General features: G+C 54.0%; 17 protein-coding genes. 14 read left to right on the top strand and 3 right to left on the bottom strand.

Annotation, left to right across the window (positions count from 1 at the left end):
• Positions 1-46: 46 nt before the first annotated feature.
• The 7 genes from ASC85_RS22720 to ASC85_RS22690 all read left to right on the top strand — a co-directional run bounded on the left by ASC85_RS22720 (position 47) and on the right by ASC85_RS22690 (position 10611).
• Positions 47-1804: a radical SAM protein gene (locus tag ASC85_RS22720; RefSeq protein ID WP_236712394.1), complete on the top strand. Its 1758-nt coding sequence runs from the start codon at positions 47-49 to the stop codon at positions 1802-1804.
• Positions 1805-1908: 104 nt separating this feature from the next.
• Positions 1909-5151 (top strand): PEP-utilizing enzyme, encoded by a 3243-nt coding sequence (locus ASC85_RS22715; protein WP_162254888.1) that lies wholly within the window; start codon positions 1909-1911, stop codon positions 5149-5151.
• On the top strand, positions 5144-6793 hold the full coding sequence (locus ASC85_RS22710; RefSeq protein WP_057451448.1) for a hypothetical protein: 1650 nt from the start codon (positions 5144-5146) through the stop codon (positions 6791-6793). Before ASC85_RS22715 ends, ASC85_RS22710 begins: the two co-directional genes overlap by 8 nt.
• Positions 6783-7976 carry an SPASM domain-containing protein gene (locus ASC85_RS22705; RefSeq protein WP_234831353.1) on the top strand — a complete coding sequence of 398 codons (1194 nt, stop codon included), beginning with the start codon at positions 6783-6785 and terminating at the stop codon, positions 7974-7976. Before ASC85_RS22710 ends, ASC85_RS22705 begins: the two co-directional genes overlap by 11 nt.
• Positions 7977-8618, top strand: coding sequence for a 2OG-Fe(II) oxygenase (locus tag ASC85_RS22700; protein WP_057451447.1), 642 nt, complete (start codon positions 7977-7979; stop codon positions 8616-8618). It abuts the gene before it with no gap.
• Positions 8618-9370 (top strand): hypothetical protein, encoded by a 753-nt coding sequence (locus tag ASC85_RS22695; protein ID WP_057451446.1) that lies wholly within the window; start codon positions 8618-8620, stop codon positions 9368-9370. The genes ASC85_RS22700 and ASC85_RS22695 overlap by 1 nt, the downstream gene beginning before the upstream one ends.
• Before the next feature lie 26 nt (positions 9371-9396).
• Entirely contained in the window at positions 9397-10611 is a 1215-nt protein-coding gene (locus ASC85_RS22690) for a radical SAM protein (RefSeq protein WP_236712393.1), read from the top strand.
• Positions 10612-10716: 105 nt separating this feature from the next.
• On the opposite strand, the gene ASC85_RS22685 is transcribed toward ASC85_RS22690, so the two are convergent.
• Positions 10717-10935, bottom strand: coding sequence for a hypothetical protein (locus tag ASC85_RS22685; RefSeq protein WP_156395695.1), 219 nt, complete (start codon positions 10933-10935; stop codon positions 10717-10719).
• On the opposite strand from ASC85_RS22685, the gene ASC85_RS22680 reads away from it, so the two are divergent.
• Positions 10925-12082: a hypothetical protein gene (locus tag ASC85_RS22680; RefSeq protein ID WP_057451444.1), complete on the top strand. Its 1158-nt coding sequence runs from the start codon at positions 10925-10927 to the stop codon at positions 12080-12082. The two genes, ASC85_RS22685 and ASC85_RS22680, sit on opposite strands and share 11 nt — an antisense overlap.
• Before the next feature lie 10 nt (positions 12083-12092).
• Positions 12093-13121, top strand: coding sequence for an ATPase, T2SS/T4P/T4SS family (locus ASC85_RS22675; protein ID WP_236712392.1), 1029 nt, complete (start codon positions 12093-12095; stop codon positions 13119-13121).
• 60 nt (positions 13122-13181) lie between these two features.
• Here the strand turns inward: ASC85_RS22675 and ASC85_RS22670 are convergent, their stop codons facing one another.
• Together ASC85_RS22670 and ASC85_RS22665 are read right to left on the bottom strand one after the other, a co-directional pair.
• Positions 13182-14009, bottom strand: coding sequence for an EAL domain-containing protein (locus ASC85_RS22670; RefSeq protein WP_082534445.1), 828 nt, complete (start codon positions 14007-14009; stop codon positions 13182-13184).
• A gap of 308 nt (positions 14010-14317) precedes the next feature.
• Entirely contained in the window at positions 14318-14647 is a 330-nt protein-coding gene (locus tag ASC85_RS22665) for a hypothetical protein (protein WP_057451442.1), read from the bottom strand.
• 220 nt (positions 14648-14867) lie between these two features.
• Here ASC85_RS22665 and ASC85_RS22660 point away from each other — a divergent pair, with 220 nt between their 5' ends.
• From ASC85_RS22660 to ASC85_RS22640, 5 genes are all read left to right on the top strand, one after another.
• Positions 14868-17549 carry a PD-(D/E)XK nuclease family protein gene (locus tag ASC85_RS22660; RefSeq protein WP_057451441.1) on the top strand — a complete coding sequence of 894 codons (2682 nt, stop codon included), beginning with the start codon at positions 14868-14870 and terminating at the stop codon, positions 17547-17549.
• 119 nt (positions 17550-17668) lie between these two features.
• Positions 17669-18292 (top strand): hypothetical protein, encoded by a 624-nt coding sequence (locus ASC85_RS22655; RefSeq protein ID WP_133125589.1) that lies wholly within the window; start codon positions 17669-17671, stop codon positions 18290-18292.
• A gap of 24 nt (positions 18293-18316) precedes the next feature.
• Entirely contained in the window at positions 18317-18901 is a 585-nt protein-coding gene (locus ASC85_RS22650; protein WP_236712391.1) for a hypothetical protein, read from the top strand.
• Positions 18902-19027: 126 nt separating this feature from the next.
• Positions 19028-22345: a UvrD-helicase domain-containing protein gene (locus ASC85_RS22645; RefSeq protein ID WP_082534444.1), complete on the top strand. Its 3318-nt coding sequence runs from the start codon at positions 19028-19030 to the stop codon at positions 22343-22345.
• A 141-nt stretch (positions 22346-22486) separates the two neighbouring features.
• Positions 22487-23344 carry a hypothetical protein gene (locus ASC85_RS22640; RefSeq protein ID WP_234821220.1) on the top strand — a complete coding sequence of 286 codons (858 nt, stop codon included), beginning with the start codon at positions 22487-22489 and terminating at the stop codon, positions 23342-23344.
• The last annotated feature ends 89 nt before the right edge of the window (positions 23345-23433 follow it).

The raw sequence follows: 23433 nt of genomic DNA, 5'->3' as shown, positions 1-23433 counted from the left end.
GAAGATCGAAAATTTCAGCCTCCCCCGAAACCGCTCGATAGAGATGATGAGCACGACCATCTCTACGAACCTCAACTGCAACATGGCTTGCAAGCATTGCTACATCCAGCCCGAGCTGCTGCGGGTCAAGGAATACATCGATGAGGCCACTTACCGTCGTTGCGTTGAGGTGATCATTGAGTCATTCCACCTGGATGAGTCCGTGACTTATCTGCATTTGGATGTTTTGGGGGGTGAAGCAACTCTGATGCCCTTCGAGTTCTGGCAGCGCAACCTGCCTTGGACACTCGACCGAATCACGGAATTGAACGACGCCGGCATCCAGACAGAATTCACCTTCTGTAGCAATCTCATGTGGAAGGACGAGCGCTACCTCGAACTGCTCCGCGCTTACCGGCACCATCCTGCCATGGATATCGCGATCAGCTTCGAAGGGCCGGAGAGCGGGCGCTTCGGCCGCAACATGGCCATTTTTCCTAAGTTCCTGAGCCGCATAGAGGCCTTGGGAGACTGCAACATGCTCAACCTTGTGTTGATCATGGGGCAGGGGATCATCAACCTCGGCCCTCAATACATCATCGACACATTTGTGAAGCGCGGTATCACTGACGTGACATGCGACATGGTGTTCCCGTGGGGATCTGGCAAAGCATATTTTGATCAGTACCAGCCGTTGTACGCTGACGTGGCGCGTTTTATCGCAGAGTTGACCGAGCTTGGAAAACCATATGGCCTAACGGTTGACCATCTTGACGATATGAGGAAGTCGCTGCGCACCCTCTCGCGGTCTCAGAACACATTAAACGATGCCTACGAGTACCATTGGGATCAGAGAGGCATCCTGTCCCTTAACCCTAATCAGACGGGCTCAGAGGCAGTGCGGCCTTATGTCGGACTGCATGTAACCGATAAAAACGCACCTCTCAAAATTATCTGGGGGAACAGCTCAGAGTTGGACAACAAGCTCAGTTTCGAGCACGACTTCTGCCGTGACTGCGAATACCTCCAAGCATGTAATGCAGGGTGGTATCCGCATAAAGGGCTGGAGCCCGGTGTTGTTCAGAGGTACATGGGGCAATCTGAGGGCAATGGGTTCTCATGTCCTGGATTTTTTGAATTGTGGGCGCAGGAGGCTGCAACTCACTTTGATCCACTGGGAGTGACCCGGTACGGTGATGAGCGACGGTCTCGTAAAGCACGGCGAATTGTCCAGTCAATGCATGCGGCTGCAACGCTGAGTGAGGCAAAGTTCTTTCAAGACTACGAGGGATTCTTCGAAGCGGTTAAACATGCCCAAAGGGTAGTGGTGCTCGACTTCGAGCTGTTTGGCTTGTCGCCTAGGCAGCGGCTTTGGTTCTACGACAGGATTGGCATTTCAGTCGAATTTGAGGGTGGTGTAGGTGCGTTCCGTGAAGCGTCTTCAATCATCGCCCATTCAGTTGCCGGTAATTATCACACCGTAGAGGTAGAGCCGGGCGCTGTGCATGCCTTCATCGCTGAGCGAGGCGACCACCCCCTGGCGATATATCTCAAGGATGCCTTAGCGGTCGCCCTTGCGTGGGAATCGGCCCCCCTGCGGGTTGCCAACGAATACTCCCGCTTCGGTGAGTCATCGCTGGAGATATCGTTCAAGTTCGAAGACCTGTTGATATGGGCAGTTCTGAACGCGGCGAACGCACAAACCTCATCTGTTTTGAATTCTCCAGAAAGCCTCTCAATAACGCCTGCCTCCTATGACTACATGCAACGGCTCAAGGCCAGTGCATATCGGGTCAAGCGCATACTCCAGAGCACTCCAAAATGAGATATCCCGTAGGCGCATTCGCCCTGGCTTTAATCCTGACTCCTGGCGTAGCCCACGCGTTCCCAATCGCAGTAGGGGCGGCGGGTATCGGGCTGCTTGGCGTAATGGCCTTTCCAGTTGCTCTGTTAGCTGCTGCGGCTTTCTGGTGCTACAAGCGCAAGGGGCAGGGAGCCATTCCTCTGGTCGCTGCGCTGGCGCTGGTGTCCTCGGGGATCTTCTTGCTCCAAGACTTCGCACAGGATCAGTCCAACAAGGCTGCTCTGTTTACCAATGCTGATTCCAGCTTTCTGTCTACTGAAATCCCATTCCCGTTCATGGAAATTGGTGAGCAGTCTGCATCGGCCCAGGCCGTCACACCCGCAGAGTTCATGGCAGGTCTAGAAGCGGGGCATTTCAAGGCGCTAAAAATCAGCACCTATCCAAGCCTTTTCATGTCTACGGGACAGCTATCAGCTAACGAGATTTGGCGCGACAAGGATGTGCTCATCAAGGCTGTGAATGACCTCGGTGGACGAGTTGTTCTCGTTGACCAGTACGGCGGTATCGCCGCCTCTATTGCTGTTGCAGCTCTTAAAAGGTTCGGGCTTAACGTTGGATTTTTACAGGGTGGAACCACAGCGCTATCAAAGCATGGGTGGGGGTTGGTAGACAGAGGTATCGCAATTGGAGGCTCTACTGTACCTGTTCCCGAATATAGATCCTGGATCGAGGCGCACCCCTCCGCGTTCGTAATGGGCGTGACCACTGACAGCGAATTTGTGAAGGATGGTTGGATTTTTGGCAATAAGACGCTTTCACTCGCCGACTTTGTGGCCAACTACCGGGAGTTGTCTCTCTCCCTGCTGGGTAAACAGGTCTTCGTCGTCGGCTTCGAGACTAATGATACTGGCGCGACCCCCATCATCGTTGATCTGCTTGTAAAAGCCGGGGTTGATGTTCATTACGTCATGCCAAACCCTGATGAGATATTGATCAAACCCGCATATTTCGACACGTACCACAACGATAACCAAACCGTGTCAGTAGAAGATGCCGAGCGCTTTGTTTTAAACCGGCCTGACGTAGAGTTTCTGGATTTTAGCGAACGGCCTTGGCCAATTGGTGTGGACTTCCTCAAGGAGCGTTACCACAGGCTGCCGATGGCAGACGTAGCGAAGGGTGGGCTGGAAGATTTCGTCGCGACCCTTGATCCAACCAAAATCTATATAGGGTTGGCATTTGATCGCCGCACTGCCTATCACTCGCTGCTGGCTGGTGAGTATCTGGCGAGACGCGGAATACCTTGGCTTGGCCGGTTCACGCTTGCTGCCAGTCTTACTGAACCATTTTTGACGGTTGAAGACCTCGACACGGATGAGGAAAAGGCTGCTTATTCGATACGAACGGCGGGTGGATATGCTGGGAGAGCAGTATTGGGCCACGGCCTTGTGCTTGCACTCCTGCTCGGTGCAATACTTGGTGGGTCTGTTGCCTTGCTTCGGCGCAACCAGCCCCTGCGGAGCACTATCCAAGCGACCTTAGTCGTCGCGATAAGCGCGGCTGTCCTCCAAAGCAGAAGTGATTATCCTCAGCTCGAAACGCCATACTGGATTTTCCAAATCAGCTGTTTAGCGGCTTTCGCCTCTGCTTGTCTGTTTGCTATGTGGCGCGCTCGACCCAAAATCAATGCTTTCTCTCAGTACAGCCCGGTGCTTCCACAGAAAGCGGCGCTGTTGAATATTGCTGATCAGCGTGGCTACCGAGTACAGCCTGGGTTCGTCGTTCAGCGAGTAGATATACCTGCGTTACATCGCGCCAAGCTTCGTGGCAGTAGTTACATCGTGCGTTCGGCAATGGTAGACGAGGCAAAGGATCACAATTCTACTGCGGGGATCTACCCCTCGTTCGTCTGCTCAAGCGCTGACATACCTGATCGCGTGGCAGGCGTTTTGGATGCCTTCGATCTAGCCGGAGTTGAAGGCGCGGCACTTGTACAACCCTACTGTAATGCCGCTTGGTACGGGGTCATCCAGCTACAGAGCAACGACAAATGCTCGCTGGTGATCTGCGACATTGGCACCGCTGAGGATGTAACCTCTGGCGAAGGAGCAGCCCAGTCTTTCGAATTCCCGCTATGGGACGCCGAGCGTGCGCCGAAGCTTGTTCGCAATGCAGCCTTGGCACTCCAAGACCTCACAACAATCGGCGCGTGTGTCATCGAGTTCGCCCTTTCTCGTAGAGGCAGGCTCACCATCCTGCAAGTCAACATCGAAAATACCCGCGCATGCGCGGAAATCAGACTTCGGGGCGCGGCAAACATACGGGTGGTTGAAGTAATTACAGCCCATGCAGATGCCCTGTCCGCTGCCATTGTTTCAGCACTTGCGCCGGGACATATCGTCGCTTACGGCCACCGCAGGTTTGCTATGGTCGCCAGCAATTGGCGTTCAAAACTCGATTACATCGAAGACTTGAAGTCACTTGGGTTCAAACCTCGCTTAGTGCAGATAGATCACCTGCTGAAATGGGTGGATCAGTACATTCGCTTTGCGCTCTCGCAGAGTGCGTGCGAGGTATCCGTTGAATCTGTTGTCGCTGCCTTGCGAGACGTTTCACAGACCCTGGGGCGCATGAATCGCATCGCCACCTACAGGCTGGCCAGCGGTGCAAAAGAGGACTGGCTTGGCTCACCTCGCGCACTGGTCTCATCTGTGCTCGGCATGGCCCTAAAACATGGACACCTCCCAACGTGGCAGGGCATTGGCGTGATGCCGCTAGTTGGATACAACGCGACGGCCACTGAGCAGAGTTTTGTGAACGAAGAGTGGCCTTCGGCAGTGATTAATGCGGTGACTCCAACTGAGTGGATCAAGGATGTGACAAGTATTCTCATCAGTGCGCGGTTGGCATCACTTCACCCGGCGATCAGAGCGCTGTGTATCGAAGGAAAAGAGCGGAAGCTCATGCATGCGTTAGAAACCCAGCTTGGGGATTGGGAGCCCTTCGAAAGTGGGGTTTCGACAGCTTTTGTTCACCATCCTCAAACTATTCGACAGGTGTGCTTAGGCACAACACCTGCACGAGGCGTGTGGCGTATACCTGCGGCTGGTATCACGGGCGAGTTGGTAACCCCTAACCATGGCTCGCGGCGTGGAATCCTCATGCTGGATCGATGCAGCATGGACTACTTGCCGTGCCTGGAGAATGCCGTAGCTGTGATTGCGGCGCGTGGATCTATCACCTCTCATTTGATGCAGCACGCCTCTGCGAAGGGGCTTCCTGTTGTGATTGGCGCAAGCGTCCCGGATGGGGTGCAAGCTGGAGACAAAGTGTCGGTCAGCGCGAAGGGGGTGATTACCTATGCATAACGCGCTCGACATGCTCAACGTGTGCATCGCGCCAACCAGGCTCTGCAATTTGCGGTGCGACCACTGCTACATCACTCCGGAATTGCTGGGTGATAAAACACAGATGGCGGAGGACGTTTACCGAGAGACATTCATCCGTATTGAGGAACTATTCAACGCGGATCGAAAGATCAGCAAAATCAACATCGAGCTGCTTGGGGGCGAACTGACGATGATGCCCATCGCGTTCTGGGAGAGGAATCTTCCATGGACGCTTGAACGAATGGCGAGGTGGGATGCGCTCTATGACGCCGAGGCGGCGCTGATCTGGTGTACGAACCTGATTTTCAAAGACGCCGGGTACATTGGCCTGCTCAACCGCATGGGCGAGCAGTATGGGTACGGTATCGATCTTTTCGTGCCTTGGGAGCCTGATACCAATCGGTTCAAAAAAGATTACAAATTATTGCCCCGTTATTTGCAGACGTTGGAAGCCATCACAGGGATTAAGCGTAAAACCCTCTGCATTACAATGAGCAAGGCCGTCATCGAGCAGGGGCCTCAGTTCGTTGTGGACACCTTCATACCCAAGGGTATCACTGACGTAACCTGCGACATGCTCTATCCAGCTGGCTCGGGGAAAGCGTACTTTCAAAAAAACTGCACGTATGGCGAAGTATCCGAGTTCATCATCGCCCTGCGCCAGCTACTCCCCGATCATGTGGAGTTGAGTCCACTGGTGGAAATGGAATCGTCGATCCGAACCCTGACGCACTACCATTATCCTGGAAACGACACATACGACATTGAGGTTGAGCCCAATGGCGAAGTGACCTTCAACAGCAGCTTTACCGGCGAGGAAAGCTCATTCGCTACCAAAACACTTTCGGTGCGGGACGTGTCTTTCGCAGCCAAGACGATCTTCAACAACACTCCAGAACTGCGTCTGCGGCACTCAATGCCCTATGAAGCGTGTAGTACGTGTGAATTCGCTGTGGTGTGCTCTGGAGGATGGGCTTGGCACAAGCAATTGCCAAAAGAAATGGCGGGGCTCATATCGCATGGTGATTGCGCAGGATTAAAAAGGGTTTGGGAGTTCGCCAAGGCCCAAACTCGACTTACGGTCAGTGACCGTAGCCAATACCTCACAATGGTGGAGCGTCGTCAGCGTCGTGGGGCTCTGGAGGCACAGCGCCTCGCCTCGTTTGTTAATCTCGGGTCTGAATCCGAGCTTTTGGAAAGCGAGTTCGCTTCGGATTACGAGGGCTTCTTCTCCCAGTTCGGAAGGCCAAGAATTGTGGCAATGGCCGATGGTTTGATCCACGGCAAGACCTGGACTGAGCGCCTGTTTTTTTATGACGCGATAGGCTCGCACGTTCGTGTAGACGCGAGTTGGCTGGAAAGGGCTGCGGTTGAGGGAGGCGAAGAACTGTTCCGGCACATCGTGTACCGCAACTTCCACTATCTCAATTTCCCATTGTTGGATGTGGCACGGATCGTCGAAGGAAAGGGCTGGGGTCTATCAAAGATGCTGGATAGCGTCACTTCGCAGCTTGGTGAAAGCAGTTTTATCACTGGAAAGGGTCGCCATGACGAGTTGATAGAGTTCGCATTCAAGGTCATGACAGATCGGGAAGCTCAAGAGGTGAACCATGCCTGTTAACCCGCTGACCTTGCACATACGGCTCACAAAGCATTGTAACGCCGACTGTTCCTATTGCAGCAGTTGGCAGGAGACCCCTGATAAACGCCTCAGCCCTGCCGGCCTCGAAAAAGCTTTGCGATTCATCCTGGGCACGTCACAAGCCGCGCTTGGTGTCTCATTTACGCATGTTACGGCGCAGTTTCTGGGTGGGGAAATTGCGATGGTGCCTGAGCATGAGTTAGATGAGCATATCCGTATCGTCGAAGCTGTCTGCGCCGAGAGTCAGATGGGATGCACAGTGGGCGCCCAAAGCAACCTCATCCTCTCAGAACGCAAAGCAGCGAGGCTCTACGATCAGTTTTCTGGTCGAATTGGAACCAGCATTGACCTGACTACTGCTTCCAGGACGATCAAGGGTGATGCTGAAAAGTATCGTTTAATTTGGAAGTCGGCTGATCAGTACCTGCAAAGAGCGCGTAGCACGCCCGGCGCGATTTACGTCGTGGAGCCAGGGCAAGTGGACGACGCAAGAAAGCATCTGCGAGAAGCCGTGAGGTCACGACGAGCGATAACGTTCAGGCCCATTTTCAGGGGTGGAATTGAGGCCGTACAGCTGAATACGGCAGAGCAGTTTCGCGACAGCATGGTCAGCCTCTTTGACGATTGGTTCCTACGGTTGCCAGTGGTTGTTGAACCGTTCTACCAGCTTTGCGAGGCCCGAGTATCGGAAGTCAGCGGTCTTGGTCGAATCCAGGCTACCGCTTGTGCGTTCCAAAATGACTGTACTCGCAAGAGCGTCAATATCGAGCCCAATGGTGATCTTTACGTTTGCCTTGAAATGGCCGATGCGGGACTTGCGCCAATCGGCAACGCCCTGTCTGAGACCTGGGATTACGAAGCCATCAACGTGTACGCAAGCCGAGCCTCCAATACGCCGGTAACTTGCCGTTCATGTCCATTCTACAAGTCCTGCCATGGCGGCTGCATGTTCGAATCGATTGCGCAGGGGAATGGTGTTCACGGCAAGTCGTATCACTGCATGACCTGGACAGCCCTATTTCAGCGCATTGATGAGGCCATTCGCACGCATGGAACGGAGCACATCCGCGAATGGTTGCATCGGATTGCAACGCGTCATGAAAACGCCCGATTTGAAGGCTTGGCCAGGGCTGCTGAGCGTGAGTTTGCGGAGGTGGAGTAAATGCAACTGAATGAGTTGTTCCGTGATGGTTTTTTCGTATCCTCAATCGAGTTAGACGTTGCTGATCGGTTACTTGCAGAGGCTAAGTCCGACAGGTTCCTTGAGGACAGGCCGGGTAGCCCGGATATCGCTGAATGGGAGTCTGACAACCCCTCGGAGAATCACCTAGTGCCGCCTGTGTATCTGGCGTTCATGGAACAGCTGGGGCTAGGGCCAGCGACACAGCACATAAGATCGCACATGGGAGATTGGTCTCGAACCAACTGCATGTTGCAGCGTGGCAAGAAGGGGGACTCGATGGTTTGGCATCACGATAGCTATGACCCGATGCACCTGATTTGCATGGTTTACCTCAGTGACGACGTGTGGCTGCCGGAAGACGGCGGCATGTTGCAGCTGGGAGAGGGTGACGTAGATGAGCATGGCTTTCTGCGTGATCCAGAGTCAGTCTCGATCAAGGCGTCTGTCACGCCTAATCACGGGACGTTGGTGTGGGCTATCAACACGAATCCCCGCTGGGTGCATCGTGTCACAAAGATAACCAGCGCCAAGACTCGGTACACCATGGTTGGTCAGTTCGGGTACAGAGAAAACGTGATGCGCACACGAGTCAGAGAAAAGTACGGCCCGAACTGGCGTTGATGAACTCAATTATCCTGAAGAAGTACCAGTTCCGTGATGCATATCGGACTGCACCGGCAGGCATGGGGCCTATAGCGCTCATGATGCGCATCCTAGGAACTTTTGGAGAAAGCCTCTACGGCAAAGAGGTATTCGACGCGGTGGTTGTTGGCGACGATCCAATTGTTTCGATGGCTTTGGCAATCGTGCTGGCGAGCGATGGGAAGCGTGTTTTGCTGTCGCCTGACTCAGTTGGTACTGGAGACTGGCCTCATAAAGAATGGGGTTACCAGCTCGCACAAACGACAAACAGTTTCGATGACTCTGTTGCTGGTGTCCTGGCTGACCATATCGAAGGATTGTCAGGTCAAGATGGGTACATGAAAGCCCTTTCTGCTCTCATCAAGCGTTGTGCCTCAAGCGAGCGAATCTGGTTGCTCAATGGTATTTGCTTGCAGTCCAGTGCCGGCTTCATCAAGGGGTGCAACGACCTTATCTTTTTTCCATTAAGCCGAGAGCATCAGCACATCCCGATGACGAATCCGCTTTGGCGGATGGCAAGGGAGCAGATTTGTCACTTGCGTTTCAATAACGATGAAATTGAGTTTGTACAGGCCCGAACCCTATACATAACCACACCCACCTCCAGGTTCATTGACTCCACGTTAGGCGTGAAAGTCGGCTTAGCCCGAGAGGCGGAATCTGGCGCGGTGCGCCTTGGTCGCGCAGATGATGTTCTGTCGGCATTCACTCATCATGCTGGGAGTCAGTAATGCAGCCAGGATTATCTAACGTAGGCATGGGCCGTACCTCTTTCCTGTTCCAGATCAACGTCACTCGGCGCTGCCAACTCAGGTGCAGCCACTGCTACATTCTTTCTGACAAGAAAGATAAATCGCCGGACATGAGTGAGGATGAATTCCTGCACGTAGTGCAAGGGATCGTCGATCACATGAAAGCTGACTATGAGTTCTCTCGCCGCTACAGCTTCGTGGATATCCACGTTATCGGCGGCGAACCTTCCATGCTCGGCGTGGATTTTTTCAAAGCCGCCCTTCCAAAGGCGAAGGCGATGCTCAAGGAGATTCCGCAGGAAGTAGCTTTCAGCATCGTAACGAACCTCGTGACTCAAGAAGCGCTCGACGTGGCGAGGATGTTTGACAAGGTGGCGACCTCTTACGAGCGCAGCACCCGCTTCAACAAGCGCAAGCAAGAAGAAATCTGGCGGCGTAATGTTCGGACGCTGGTTGCGGAATCCAAACTTTCTTCTCTACCCGGCCCCAAAGATTTCTCGGTGACCACGGCACTGGTAAAGCCAGTGGTACAGGCTGGAGCCGCGTCGATGATTGAGGAACTGGTTGAGTTGGGTTTCACAAAGATGCATTTCGGATTCTTCATCCCCAGCGGCGACGGTGACCTCAACTCCAAACTTGTGCAGCCCAAGCACAGCGAGACTGCACAGTTTTACTGCGATGCGCTGGACTGGTACATAGAAAATCGCGAGCGAATCCCCGACCTTTGGATCAACCCATGCGAGTCCTGGCTGATGGCGGTTCACCAGGATCAGCCCATGGATGATGTGGTGTGCCCGATTGTGCATGGCGCACTTGATATCGATTCCGATGGCCGGACGATCAGCTGCATCGAGAAGGGCGGCACCAACGACTATCACTCGCATGGGAATTTGTTTGAAACGCGTGAGGTTGTTGGCGAAGACGGTGCCACCCAGGTCGAGTTCACGACCACTGTCCACGACGTATTGACCTCACGCAGCTACCTGCGTGAGGTGATGAAAGCGACGCGACTACCTGATGCTTGCCGCACATGTGACGAGCGACTTATTTGCCGGGCCAACTGCGGTGTTCTTCATGAGCAATGGAACGGAAAGGGTGAGTGCCCTGGGTTTAAAACCTTCATCAAATATGCTCGTAAGCGCGTGGAGGAAGGCGTTCTGCCGCAGGCTCTAATGATGCGCAATTCCGCGTTGCCCGCCCATCTGATCGCGGTTGGCTGAACAATGGCACCACCAAAGAAGCACCCAGCGAAAGGCACAGCGCACCCCGGATTCTTTTCCATCTTTCCGATACTAGCCAAGCTCTTATGGCGCTATGGTCGGCGCTTATTCAGCGTTGAAACAATAGCGGCCCTGGAAAAGAAACAAGGCCCCGGAAGCGGCGAGCGGACTGTTGAGGAAGAATTGCTTGAGCAAGCGTTGCAGCGCAATAAGCACCACTATCACGTAACGGATCACTTGCTGAACCGAGGCCCGGCACTGGCTAAAAAGGATCTGACCAACCCGGTTCTGGTCGTGCGCAAAGGGGGCCACGATGAGCCTCATCGCTAGCCAATTCCAGGCCGATGTGCCAGACACGATTGAGAATGGATATTTTGTGTTCACGATCATGCCTACGCTTCAATGCCCCTACAACTGCAAGCACTGCTACTTGTCGTTGGAGCAGCGACGAGACCCCGAGACAATGAGCATCGAGCAAATGCGCCAAGTATGCCGAAAGGTCGATGCATACTGGGATGAGGTGCAGCCTCCAAGCCGGGTCATACTCGTCTACAACTACGGTGGTGAGCCAACCAGCACAGGCCCTGAATACTTCGAGCAGTACGTCCTGATGATGGCTGAGGAATTCCCCGAGTCAAAGGGGTATGAGGTCAAGCACGTAATGCTCACGTCACTTCTTGGCGTTGATCTGGACGTATGGGCACCCCTCTGGCATCGCTACACCGATGGGTACATCCAAACTTCTTATGACGGCTCGATGCGCTCCAAATCCTATGTCCGCAAGTGGGAAGCCAAAGTCAAAGAAGCTGTCTCCCGAGGGTTGCGCGTAGCAACAATTAGCGTTGTGAATGCCGACCTCCTTGAGCAGGGGCACGTGAGCACTTTGGAAATACTCTCGGACTTAGGCATCTGTGAGTCCGGGTGGCTACCGTTCATGCTGAACGAGCAGAACTCAGTTGCCGGCAAGTACGAGCGATACGCTCCAACCATGACAGCTTTCAACGACTTCATGATTGGCATGCTCAATCATTGGTACTCAATGAAGTACAAGGGGCTGAACCCGCCCTCAATAGGTGAGGCACATTTCGCCGTAGATCGCTCGAAGCGTTCGCCGATGAGCAACATGTGTGGGCAGACACTTTTTCTGTTGCCGAATGGTGATTTTGTGCTGCCGAATTACAAAGACGGCTACAAGGAGTACATGCACAGCTTCGGGAACATCCTGGAGGCACAGACAACCTTTCACGACATATTGGTTTCACGGGAGCGGCGCCTTTATATGAGGCGACAGGTGACCCGTAACAGCAATCCAGAATGCCAGGGCTGTGCTTACAAAAACGCATGCCTGCTCGAATTCGCAAAGCCCAACAAAGCTGACGATGAGTGCTTTGGTGCCAAGCGATTCGTCGAGCACGCCATACACAGGAACTCGCTTGATCCGTTGTTGGACGGGCCAGTCACGCTTTATTGAAGGGGGTAATGTGAGTTACGGACTGAACGCAGGTGTCGTAGATGAGCAGCAGTTAACAAGGGCGTTGAACGCCGGTAGGAACATCTTGCTCACTGACGATTATGTCGAGACGACTGACTACCACGGCGCAACTACGTTTGGCCGAACACCGCCAGTCTGGAAGGATTTCTTTCAGCGCAACTATGCAGAGAAAGTGCGCGGCTCTGTTTTGAAAAGCTCGCACTACACAACGGACTTGCTGGGCAATCGCTTCCGGTGCTGTATGGCCAACTCTCAGAAGGGTTGGGGCATTTCAATGCGAGCGCTGCCCCTAAAAATCCCATCCCTACGTGATGACCTACAGCTTGACTGGAACATCATCCGTGAGTTGACTGAAGGCTCTGGCTTGACATTGTTTGCAGGTAGGATGGGCTCCGGCAAATCCACGACCATGGCTGCATCCATCGGATGCCTTGATCCACGTGCGTCACAGATCGCGACGGTGGAAGATCCAATCGAGGTCATCTACCCCAGCCACTCCATCATCCAGCGCGAAATCGGAACCCACGTTGAGAACTTCGCCGAAGCAATTCGCGACTGTGTGCGCCAAAGCCGGACGACAATCGTTGTCTCCGAAATCCGAGACTCGGAGACTGCGAATGCCGCGTTGCTTGCCGCTTCAACAGGGCATAGCGTATTTGCCACGATCCACGCTGACAATGTTTTCGACATCTACACTCGCATGTCTGCGTTGATCGACCCGCGTTACGAGCGTGTCCTTGCTCGAAACCTCCGAGGTCTTTGGTGGCAGCATGTGGTGCGTTTCGGTACAGCTGATCGAAAACCGTTGCCTGTATACGAGTCGCTGCTGGTGGACTATGAAGCCCGCAACATCTTTGAGAAGGGCACCACAGCCCTGCCGATGCTTGCGAGTGTCATGGAGCGGCAGAAGCGCAAGAACATGACGGAAATTGCGATGGGACATGTAAGCCAGCGCCGCGCCACTCGCGAGGAAATGGCGGAGTTTATTCATCGTCGAAACCGTATTGCCGAAGATTAAAACATCCAAAAAAAGCCCGGCAATCACCGGGCTTTTTTGAAACAGCTGCTTGAGCTGGCTTTACATCCCCCACAACTCCAAGCCTGTGGTGTTCATGTAGGTAGGTATGAATAGCGAATTTGTGTGTCTTGGATTTGGTAGCGTAGGTTCTACGAAACGCGTTCCTGGAGCAGGAACCTCAGACAGCGGAATCGGCTGCCAAAAATAGTAGCCCTGGCAGAAGTCAACGCCGAGTTGTCGAGCCATTCGATACTCGACCACGTTTTCTATTCCCTCCATCACGACTGACTTTCCGTTGGCCTTGCACCAACGCACAAGCTTCGAGGCGGTGTCTACGAAGCCCGGCTCATTCATCAGCCTGACGGTAGATCGCCGTGATAGCTTGCATCCGGCAATAAGCTCGGAATGGAGCAGATGCGACTTAGCGTAGCCATCATCGATATCGTCGATCACGACGGTGATTTGTTGATTTTTAAACCATCGAAGGCTTTCATTTATCAACTGTTCGTCACCGTCAGCTGTTTCCGTCATTTCGATTGTGATTCGGCAAGCCAGATTGTGCTGGTGTATGAGTTCGGAAATGTCCCTTGAGGCATCAGGGCAACTCAGCGTTCGCTGAGATAGATTTATCCAGAGCCGCATTCCGGGCATGCGCGACGCGTCGCCGCAAACCTGTCTCGCGATCAAAGTGTCGAGCAGGGGCATCGTGCCGTTTTGCTCTGCCTGAGAAATCACTGAGAAGGTCGAATGATCATCCGCGTTCGGCCCAACCCTCAGCAGTGACTCGTAGGCATGCACTGTGGCATGGCTTCGCTGCAACCGCACAACGGGCTGATAAACAACATACAACGGTGGAGCTGATGAATCCGTTACGGCTGGATTGGCCATTCGGCACCTGCAATGCGTAAGCAATTTTCGAATGCATATACTTACTAATGCATCCGCAAAGCCCCCTTTTTGGAGGGTGTTTGGCAGGCGGTAACCATTTTTTTCATCAGCATCGCTAGCCTCTGAGTCGCAGCTATGGATGTGCGGTGTATGTAAAGGGCTGCGGTCATTGGGAGCGCCTAGTAGGCGATGTTGAGGTCACTGGCCATAGCTGGGGTTGGTTGCGGCTTGCAAATGGACAGTGCAGCTAGGCGACCCCACATAATTCTGCCTCCTGTGGGGCGCTATCAAGACGTGATGGTTTTGATTCAGCCTGCGACATTGCACGATTTGCTGTCGGCTTCCACGGCCTGCGACTTGGTAACTCTTGTACCTTTCAGTGAGTCAGGGCCGTCGCTGCTCAAAACCTCATAACGCCAGAGGCTTGGTGAGCCTTTGAGACAGTAAGAAAATACAAAACCTGTAGGTAGCTGATTTTCTACGACCTCAACAATTTTAGCGTCGGTGATTCCATCAACCTGGAGCGTCCTGCTTGCAAGCCCCAACAAGTCAGAGCTTTTTTCGTACTGACTAGCATGTGCAGCTGATGCGAAGCTGATCAGAGCCACTGTCACAAGTGTAAAACGAGACCTCATCATGGTTCATTCCTTCCTTCATTGCACTCCGGCCTACCCGGTGCGCTTTGGTGTTTCAGCACCTGAGTGAGCATCCTGAATTTAGCTCTGGATTGCATCCCAACACGATCCACTTCCCATCATGGGCCGCTAGCATTTTGACCGGCTGGCAGATATTGCCTTTGAACAGCGATGACACAGCATTGAGGCCGTTATCTTGATCGGCATTACAGGAGGAACCCATATGTCCCTGATTGCCCATCTTCAAATGCTCGATGACGACACCCTCGTACTCGCTTCTACTGAGCGTGTATCCCGCCATATGAAAATGCAGGCCGCTCTGTTGCAGTCAGTCAGTGGCAAACGGTCGTGGTTTGCGAAAGGAAAGATCCGTACCGTCACGCAGTGGATCGAGGAAGTGTGGCTGGAGCGGCTGCCAGATGAGCAACTGCTGTTCCCAGTGCAAGAGTTGGCAGTGGTGAAAGGCGTTGCCGATCGTTCCGGCCTTTTGCCTGACAATCTCATTTCCTCCACCAGTACAGCCCGACGTATTGCCCAAGCCTACTCAACGTTCATCAAATTCAAGCTTCCCAACGACCCGGATCGCTTTCGCTTCAAACGTGAGTATGAGGTCTTCTGGCAATGGCGGGCGCTGATCGAGCAAGACTGCCGAAAAAACGGCTGCGCTTTCCGTGCTGAGCTGCCGGCCTTAGTGCTGGATTTGCTCCGCGCCGGCAAGATTTCCCCGCCAGGAAAAATCGTAATGGTGGGCGTCCTCTACATGAATCCATCCGAGCGTGCAGTAATCGAACAGCTCAAGACGATGGGCGCCGAGGTCTTTGACCTGGATTTTGAAGCCGAGGTGACCGTACCGAAGCTTGTCCGGGCAATCACGCAGGCAGATGAGTTTGAGCATGTTGCTCAGTGGGTGAATAACGCTCTAAAACCTTACATCGCCACGCCGCATGCTGCACCTACGATGGCCTTGCTTGTACCAGATATGGAGGCGTATCAAGCCCCCTTGATCGAGGCGCTGACCATGACTGTCAGCCCAGCCTCAATGCTTCCCCCGAGCGACGGGTCTGAGGCGCGGGAACCATGGGATATTTCGAGTGGTGCCACCCTCGGGTCGCGCCCTATGATTCGTGCCGCCATGGGCATTCTATCCATAACCAATCGGAAAGCAGATGCAGACGTTTTCAGTCGTGTGCTCCGTTCCAGCTGGGTGGGTGGGCACGCTGTAGAAGGTGCGCAGCGGGCACTTGTGGACGTGTGGCTGCGAGAGAACAACGGCCTGCACATGGGTGGGAAAGACTACCTTCGCGCACTGGGCGCATGCAAAACAGCCTGCAACATCTTCACCGAGAACCTTCGGCGCCTGCTGGACGCTCATGAAGAAGACGGCAAAGAACGCTACCCATCTGAATGGGCTGAGTTTTTCAAATCGTCACTCTCCATGATGGGTTGGCCGGAAGCTGAGGCGCTGTCATCGGCGAACTTTCAGACTCTGGAAGCCTGGGAGGAAGCGCTCAAGGTATTCCGATCCCTGGACTATCAACTAGGGCCTTGTGCCTATGAGCGAGCGTTCATGTGGCTCCGCGAAATTATCGATACCCGACAGTTCCAGCCACGGCTGAGCCATGTGGCACCTGTGGCTATCATGACCTACGGCGATGCCGTGGGCTTGAGTTTCGATCATGTCTGGATGCTCGGGGCTTCCAACAAAACGTTACCCTTGCCAGCTGATCCGAACCCTTTCCTGCCAGTCGAGCTGCTGGCTGAGGCAGGCGTTCCCGAGGCCACTGGTGAGGGCCAATTGGCCAAAGCTCAGCGGGTAGTTCAGGCCCTCATGTGTACGAGCACTGATATTACGGTTTCCTGCTTTGAGCACGATGACCGTGGTAGCAACGTCGGTGCGTCTGAACTTTTCGGGCCTTGGCCGGAGGCTGCGCGTTGCAACGCGGTTTGGGATGGATTCGCTGGGAATGAGGTCGGTTCTCTAAACCGAGAAGACTACGATCAGGAGACCGTGCCCGAAGTGGGTGATGAGGAACGCAAGAATCTCAAAGGTGGTGTGTCGGTCTTCCAAAACTACGCTGCTGAGCCATTCTTTGCTTTCGCCTGCAATCGCCTCGGGGCCAAAGAATTTCCGGTTCCAGTTTTCGGATTCGACCCGCGTATCCAAGGGACGATGCTACACCTCTGCCTTGAGCTTTTCTGGACAAAGGTGCGTACTCAGTCCGCGTTGAAAGCGTTCAGCGCTGAGCAGTTGATGGTGGAGCTTGATGATGCTATCGAGCAGGCAAGCATACGTTTGCTCTATAAACTTCAATGGCGCTATGGGCGCCGGTTGATTGGTCTCGAACAGGGGCGGTTGCGCAGCTTGCTGTGTGCCTGGATGGACGTGGAAAAGGCGCGGGAGCACCCCTTCGAGGTTGTCGGGTTTGAAAGCCGCACCGAGGTCAACGTTTTCGGTGTGGAGTTGACCGTGACGCTGGATCGGACGGACAAAATCACGCTGCCTGACAAAAAAGAATACAGCATGCTTTTCGACTACAAATCGGGGGCGAATTTCACTTTTAAGCGACTGAACGCGGAAAAGCTGCTGGAGCCACAGTTGCCCATCTATGCAACACAGGTAAAGCCGGCAGACCTTGGCATCAAGTCGATTGAAGGCGTGACGTTGGCCCAGATCAGTTACAAGAAACTTCACCTTCACACCCGCAGCTCTTTTACGTCGAAGCTCTGCGGGGGTTCCGCAGCAAAAAACGATGTGTGTACCCCAAGCGAGTGGGAAGGGCAGGTCAAGGCATGGAACTCGGCGCTGGAAGAAATGGCGCAAGGATTCCTAGCAGGGAATGGCAGCCTATCGGCGCTTGATAAGGCTCTTCCGATGGGATACGAACACCTTGCAGCCTTGATCTGATCGCCGCTGTAACATGCATCAATTTTGTCGAAGGCCCGCTCGGGGCCTTCCATTTTAGAGACGAGACAATGCTCTACTTAGTCAGTTGCCTAATTTTGCTGATTACGGCTTCGCACCAAATGCTTAAAATCGTTCATGCTCAGATGACAGGGTTTGATGATTCGACAGGCCCACGCCCCAGACTGGAGCTGATGCTACTGTGGGTGGCGATTGCGGCTGGGTTCTCAAGCCCGTTCATTGTGACCATCATCGATTCAGTGCGACTGGAGACCGTTGGGTTAAGCTCATCGCACAGCATCAAATGGACAATTTACGTTCTTCTGCTTTCAGCTTGCGCCGCATGCGTGTGTGCCGCCCTGGCCCTATGCACATGCATCAAATCAAACTCAGGTACTTTTTGGCTGCAAGGTAAGGCGGTGGCAATTGCTTGCGCTGGGTGTATCGGTGTTGTGTCCGCCGTTTCCCACCTTATGTTTTTCCAGTCTTCAATGGACGGCATCGCAAACGTAGATTTGCTACGCGAATTGTCCTCGGTACAGGACATGGAAAATTGTCGGGACGGTCTCGCATTTGTCCAGTATCGCGAAGACGAAGGGCCTCTGATGTATCGATGCCCAACTTCGATTGTGCTTGGGGGTTACACCTCACAGCCATTCGCTCCATGGCCAGACTACACGCAAGGCAAAAGCCAAGATTTGGCGACCGCCATCCGGGATTTTGCCGCTTCTGCGTCTAAGCATTAACGAATACAAGCCGAGGTGGCGTTCATGAATGTCGCAAAGAAAGCAGACAAAGCCAGCATGATGTGTCCCCACGCTGAAAAGGTGTTTGGCTTCGTCGAAAGCATCGGCCTGCCCATCCAGATTGTGCATGGGGCGGTAGGCTTCATTGAGCACGTGCGTATAGTTGGTGGAGGCCTACATATCGATCCGAGGGCGAGCGCGTCAACCATCCTGCATGAGGCTGGGCATCTTGCAGTGATGCCTGCCTGCTATAGGCAGTATCTGAATGGTGATGTGGGGGATGGCGTACAACGGATGTTCCAAGAAATGGAGGCGTCGGAAATTGCTCCTGATAGCCCTTTGATGCGAGCTGCGCTCCAGGCCGGCGATCCAGAGGCCACAGCGTGGGCTTTCGCCGCTGGGGTATCGCTTGGCCTGCCAATCGAGGTGATCATTCTTGACCATGAATATGGTGGGGAAGGGAAGGCTATTCGAATTGCTCTTGCTGCCAAGTCATACATCGGAATCCATGGCATTGCTCACGCAGGCTTCTGTGTTGTTCGAGCCAATCCATATTCGTCTCATTCACTTCCAACCTACCCCGAGCTTTCTTACTGGCTTCAAGGGTGACTCGACAGGCTGTCTGCTTAGACGGTGAGATTCTAAGTTCCTGTTATCGGTTGTGACGACTTTCTTCGCCTGCCGATGACACATTAGTTGCGCCGTTATCTTGGAGCTATCTGAAAGGAGAGCCCCATGACCGCTCAAGCCCGCATCGAATCTCAACTGTCACACCTGAACCCAATCATGGCTGCGATTGCTGCTACCAATCCGCATGACGCGGATGTGCGCGCACTGTCCATCGATCCTAGTCGTTCCATTGCGCTGTTGGCGCCGGCTGGCTCAGGTAAGACTACGCAGCTGCTTTACCGCTTCCTTGCGTGTCTGACAGTCGTTGAACGCCCCGAGGAAATACTAGCAATCACGTTCACCAACAAAGCAGCGGGGGAGATTGTCGAGCGGGTATCCAATGCGCTGGGCATTGCAGCTCGTGGCGCAGAGCCGTCAGAGGCTCACGAAAAGCCTCTGTATATGCTGGCCCGTCTGGTGCTCCAGCGCGATGCTTTGCTGGGTTGGAATCTGGCCTTGAACCCTTCGCGCTTGCGGATCATGACCTTCGACTCTTACTGCGCACAGATCGCCGGTAAGATGCCAATCATGTCTGGTTTGGGCGGTGGCCGCACAGCCGATGACCCATCCCTGATCTATCGAACAGCCATCCTTGATACGCTCGGAAGCGTCAACGATGAGAGCATTCCTCAAGAGCTTCGCGATGCCCTTGAGGCAGTGCTCGGCTTTGCTCGCAATCAGTTCGAGCTGCTGGTGCCGATGTTCGCCGCGTTGCTTTCGAAACGCGACCAATGGGTTGGCGAGATACTGAATATTAGCGCCGATCAACTCTCCGAAACGTTGCGGGAAATCGTAGAAAATGAAGTCTCTGAGGCGATGGCCATTCTCGCTAAATACGACTTCGATACCTGCTGGAGCATCTTTGCTGACGCCAGTGGTGTGCATGATCACCATCGGTGGGCAGCATACGGGCGCCTGGACTTCACCGAAGAAGGGCGTGACTTCGGTCGCCGCGCAGCTAAAGCGCTGCTCAAGACCGATAACATGATTCGCACCAAAGTAACGGCACGGGAAGGGTTTCCGGCGAAGGAAGCGCTCACGTCTCGCATGAACGGATTCCTCAGCACCCTCAGTGGGGAGCCAGAAATTGACGAAGCTTTGATCAAGCTTCGAGATATGCCCGATGCGGTATACCCGGAAGCATCCGCGAAGATGATGGAGCATTTGACCATCATTCTTCGATATCTCTTGGCCAATCTGATGCTCGCGTTCGACGGCTCAGCGTCCGTTGACTTTCCAGAGGTAGCCCAGCGAGCGATTCTCTCTCTTGGTGCCGGCGTTGAAATCGGGGATGCGCTTCTTGAGGAAGATCGTGTCAGTCACCTCTTAGTGGACGAGAACCAGGATACTTCTCCTGCTCAGTACCAGTTGCTCAGCTGCCTTGTTCAGGCATGGGAGCAGGATGATGCTCGTAGCGTTTTTCTTTGCGGTGACAAATATCAGTCGATCTACCTTTTCAGGGGCGCCACTCTTAGCCTGTTTACAGACACTGTTAAAGCTGCTCAATTCGGGCCGAAGGCTTTAGAGGTCTACCACCTCCGCGTAAATTTCAGATCATCGCCGACCGTGGTGGACTGGAACAACCGCGTTTATGGTGAGCTTTTCAAAGGGCCAGATAGCACCTTTGTGTCGTCTGTGGCGTTTCGCTCGAACCCTGGAAGCGTAACCGTTGAAGCGTTGACCGACAGTGAGTCAGAAGGTGTTCGCGTCGTTCATTTTATCCAGGAAGCGTTCAAAGCTGATCCCGAGCAGTCCGTGGCGATTCTCGTGCGTGGTCGTTCTCACCTCAAATACATCCTGCCCGCACTCAAGCAGGCAGGGATCAGTGCAAGCGGTACTGATATTGACCCTATCGCCGACTCCGAGCCGGTATCTGAGGTTGTGTCTCTTGTTCGAGCGCTGTGGCATCAGGCAGACCGAACCTCATGGCTTGCACTCCTGCGGGCGGCATTCGTCGGCTTGAGTTGGGAGGACAGCCTAACGGTCAGCATGGGGCACGCAGTTATTCCGGTGGCTCTGCGCAGCCCACAGGTGCAGTCGAAGTTGACGCCAGAAGGACATGCACGCGTGCTGCGCCTTGTGGAGGCGCTGGATGGAGTTGAGAAGGCGTCCCGCAGTGACGAGCTTGCGTGGCGGGCACGCGCGCTCTGGACGGCTCTGGGCGGCATGGCGACGGTGGATCAAACAGAGTTGGGGGACATTAAGACCGTCTTCAAATTGCTTGGTACGCACACCGCAAATGGTGATCTGGATAACCCGCAGTCGTTCTTCAACGATCTGGCCAACCTCTACGCTTCGCCGAAAGCTGGCGTGGTGCAGATCATGACCATTCATAAGTCGAAGGGCCTGGAGTTCGATACAGTTATCATCCCTGCCTTGCAGAAACGCGGTGGGAAAGATGACACCCCACTTTTCCATTGGCGAGCCATTGGCGGGCGTTTTTTCCTCGCTCCTAATATGGGAGACCAGGACGATATGTCAGCAGAAAGCCGTTTGTTCCGCTTCCTTGGAAGCAAGGTGAAGGCTGACCACAGTGCCGAGATTCAACGTCTGGCATATGTCGGCACGACTCGGGCGAAATTCAATCTGCATTTGCTCGCCTGCAAAGAAATTGACCGTGATGATGAAGGCTCCGCCAATACGCTTCTGGGTTGCCTGAAAGAGGTGCTGGCAAACGACTTCACTGAGGCGAGTGCGCAATCTGTGAAGCTGGATGTTCAAGGTGGCGTGCCATCGAAAGCTCGGCTGGATGCAGACCACACCGTGACTCTTCCAACTGATAGCTTCATTCCAGCCGCGACCAACGAAACACTGCCTACTGAAAACGAACTGCATGATGAGTTGCGTGAAGGCGAGGGTAAGGATCACCGGGCGAAGGTGGAAGGCATCGTATATCACAGGGTGGTCGAAATGATCGCCAAGGACGGGCTCGACAACTGGACGCAGGAAAAGCTGAGTGGCAAGGGTCAGGCAATCTCGGCACTCATGCGCCGCGAGGGTTACCCAATCCGTGATATCCCAACTGGCCGGGATCGGATCATGCGCCTGCTTGCGACGACACTGGCGAGCGAAAAAGGCCGATGGATTCTCTCCAAGCACGATGAGGGCGGGCAAGAGGTGCAGGTCAGTGGCTATCGAAATGGGCGCTGGGTGCATCGCTACTTGGATCGCCCGTTTGTGGACGCCGGCATCTACTGGATCACGGATTGGAAGTCATCTGAATGCCCAGAGGGTGTAGAGCAAGAGGTGTTCCTGCGCGGCATCATTAGTCAGTACCGGGCAAAGATGGAGGAATACCGGAGCGTAGTCATCGAGGCTGGCATCACACTGCCAGTGAAATTAGGGCTGTATTTGCCCGCTGTTGACCGTTTCGTTGAGATTTAAAGCTAAGCCCGGTACGCCGGGCTTTGTTTTGCCTGGAGACAAAGTATCTAACTGCTACAGATTCGAATGAAAGCACGGACGATGGCTTGTACTTTGAACTCATGTGGAACCACGAACCAGCCGCAGGGGGGAAACGTCGCCATGGCCACAACTTTGAGCAAGACACAGATTGATCGTCGCGCTGCCGCTGAGTCCGTCGCCGCCAGCGTTAAGACAGCGAAACCGGCGCCAATTGCTAAAGAGTCGGTGCTTTGTGACTTGTTTATTGAAGCCTTCGACAAGATTGATGGTTGGACATGCTATCCAGAGGGGGCAGGTTTTGACGTATTAGTTGTTCATGAGGATGGGCGCCAGATCGGTGTCGAGGCAAAGCTATCTTTGAATGCCAAGGTAGCCGATCAGATACTTCCTGGATTTGGTGATGAACACTACGGGCGCCCTGGCCCAGATCACCGCGTGGTGATCGTTAGCAGAATCACTGATGCTAGTGAAGGGATCGAAAAAATGCTACGCCGGTTAGGGGTATCTGTTCTGTGCCCACGCGAGCGCTGGGGGAGGCACGGATACGAGCTTTACTTTGACTTGAAGCGTGACATTTTCGATGCTGAGTCTTGCACTGCCACCAAAGGATTGGAGCGGCTATTCGATTGGTGGCCAGCTGAGCGCTGTCGCGTACCAGCATTCGCACAAGCTTTGCCGGCAGGTGTCCCTTCACCCGTGCGGCTTACTCCATGGAAAGAGTCCGCTATCAAGCTCGTAGCACTCATGCGCAGCCAGGGCTTTGTCACCGTCAAGCAGATAGCTGAGCACGGAATGGGAGCGACAAAGTGGACGCAACCAGCAAATGGTAAGCCCTCATGGCTAATCAAGGGAGCTGCACGCGGTCAATGGGTGGAAACCGTCAACATGCCTCCATTCGACAAGCAACATCCTGAGTTGTATGCGATAGCGGTGGAAGCGCTAGCGGCTAAGTCGCGGCAGGAGTTCGAGTTGCGATAGAAGAGGAACAGCTGAGCCCGCCAGTAGCGGGTTATTGTTTCGGTGGTCTACCAGTCGCTAGCAGCTCAATGGGCTTTGAGGGTGGCGTA

The sequence above is a fragment of the Pseudomonas sp. Root401 genome (assembly GCF_001425105.1).
Lineage (GTDB): Bacteria > Pseudomonadota > Gammaproteobacteria > Pseudomonadales > Pseudomonadaceae > Aquipseudomonas > Aquipseudomonas brassicacearum.
Note: the sequence above shows the minus strand (reverse complement) of the source record. Positions and strands in the feature narration are given on the sequence as shown.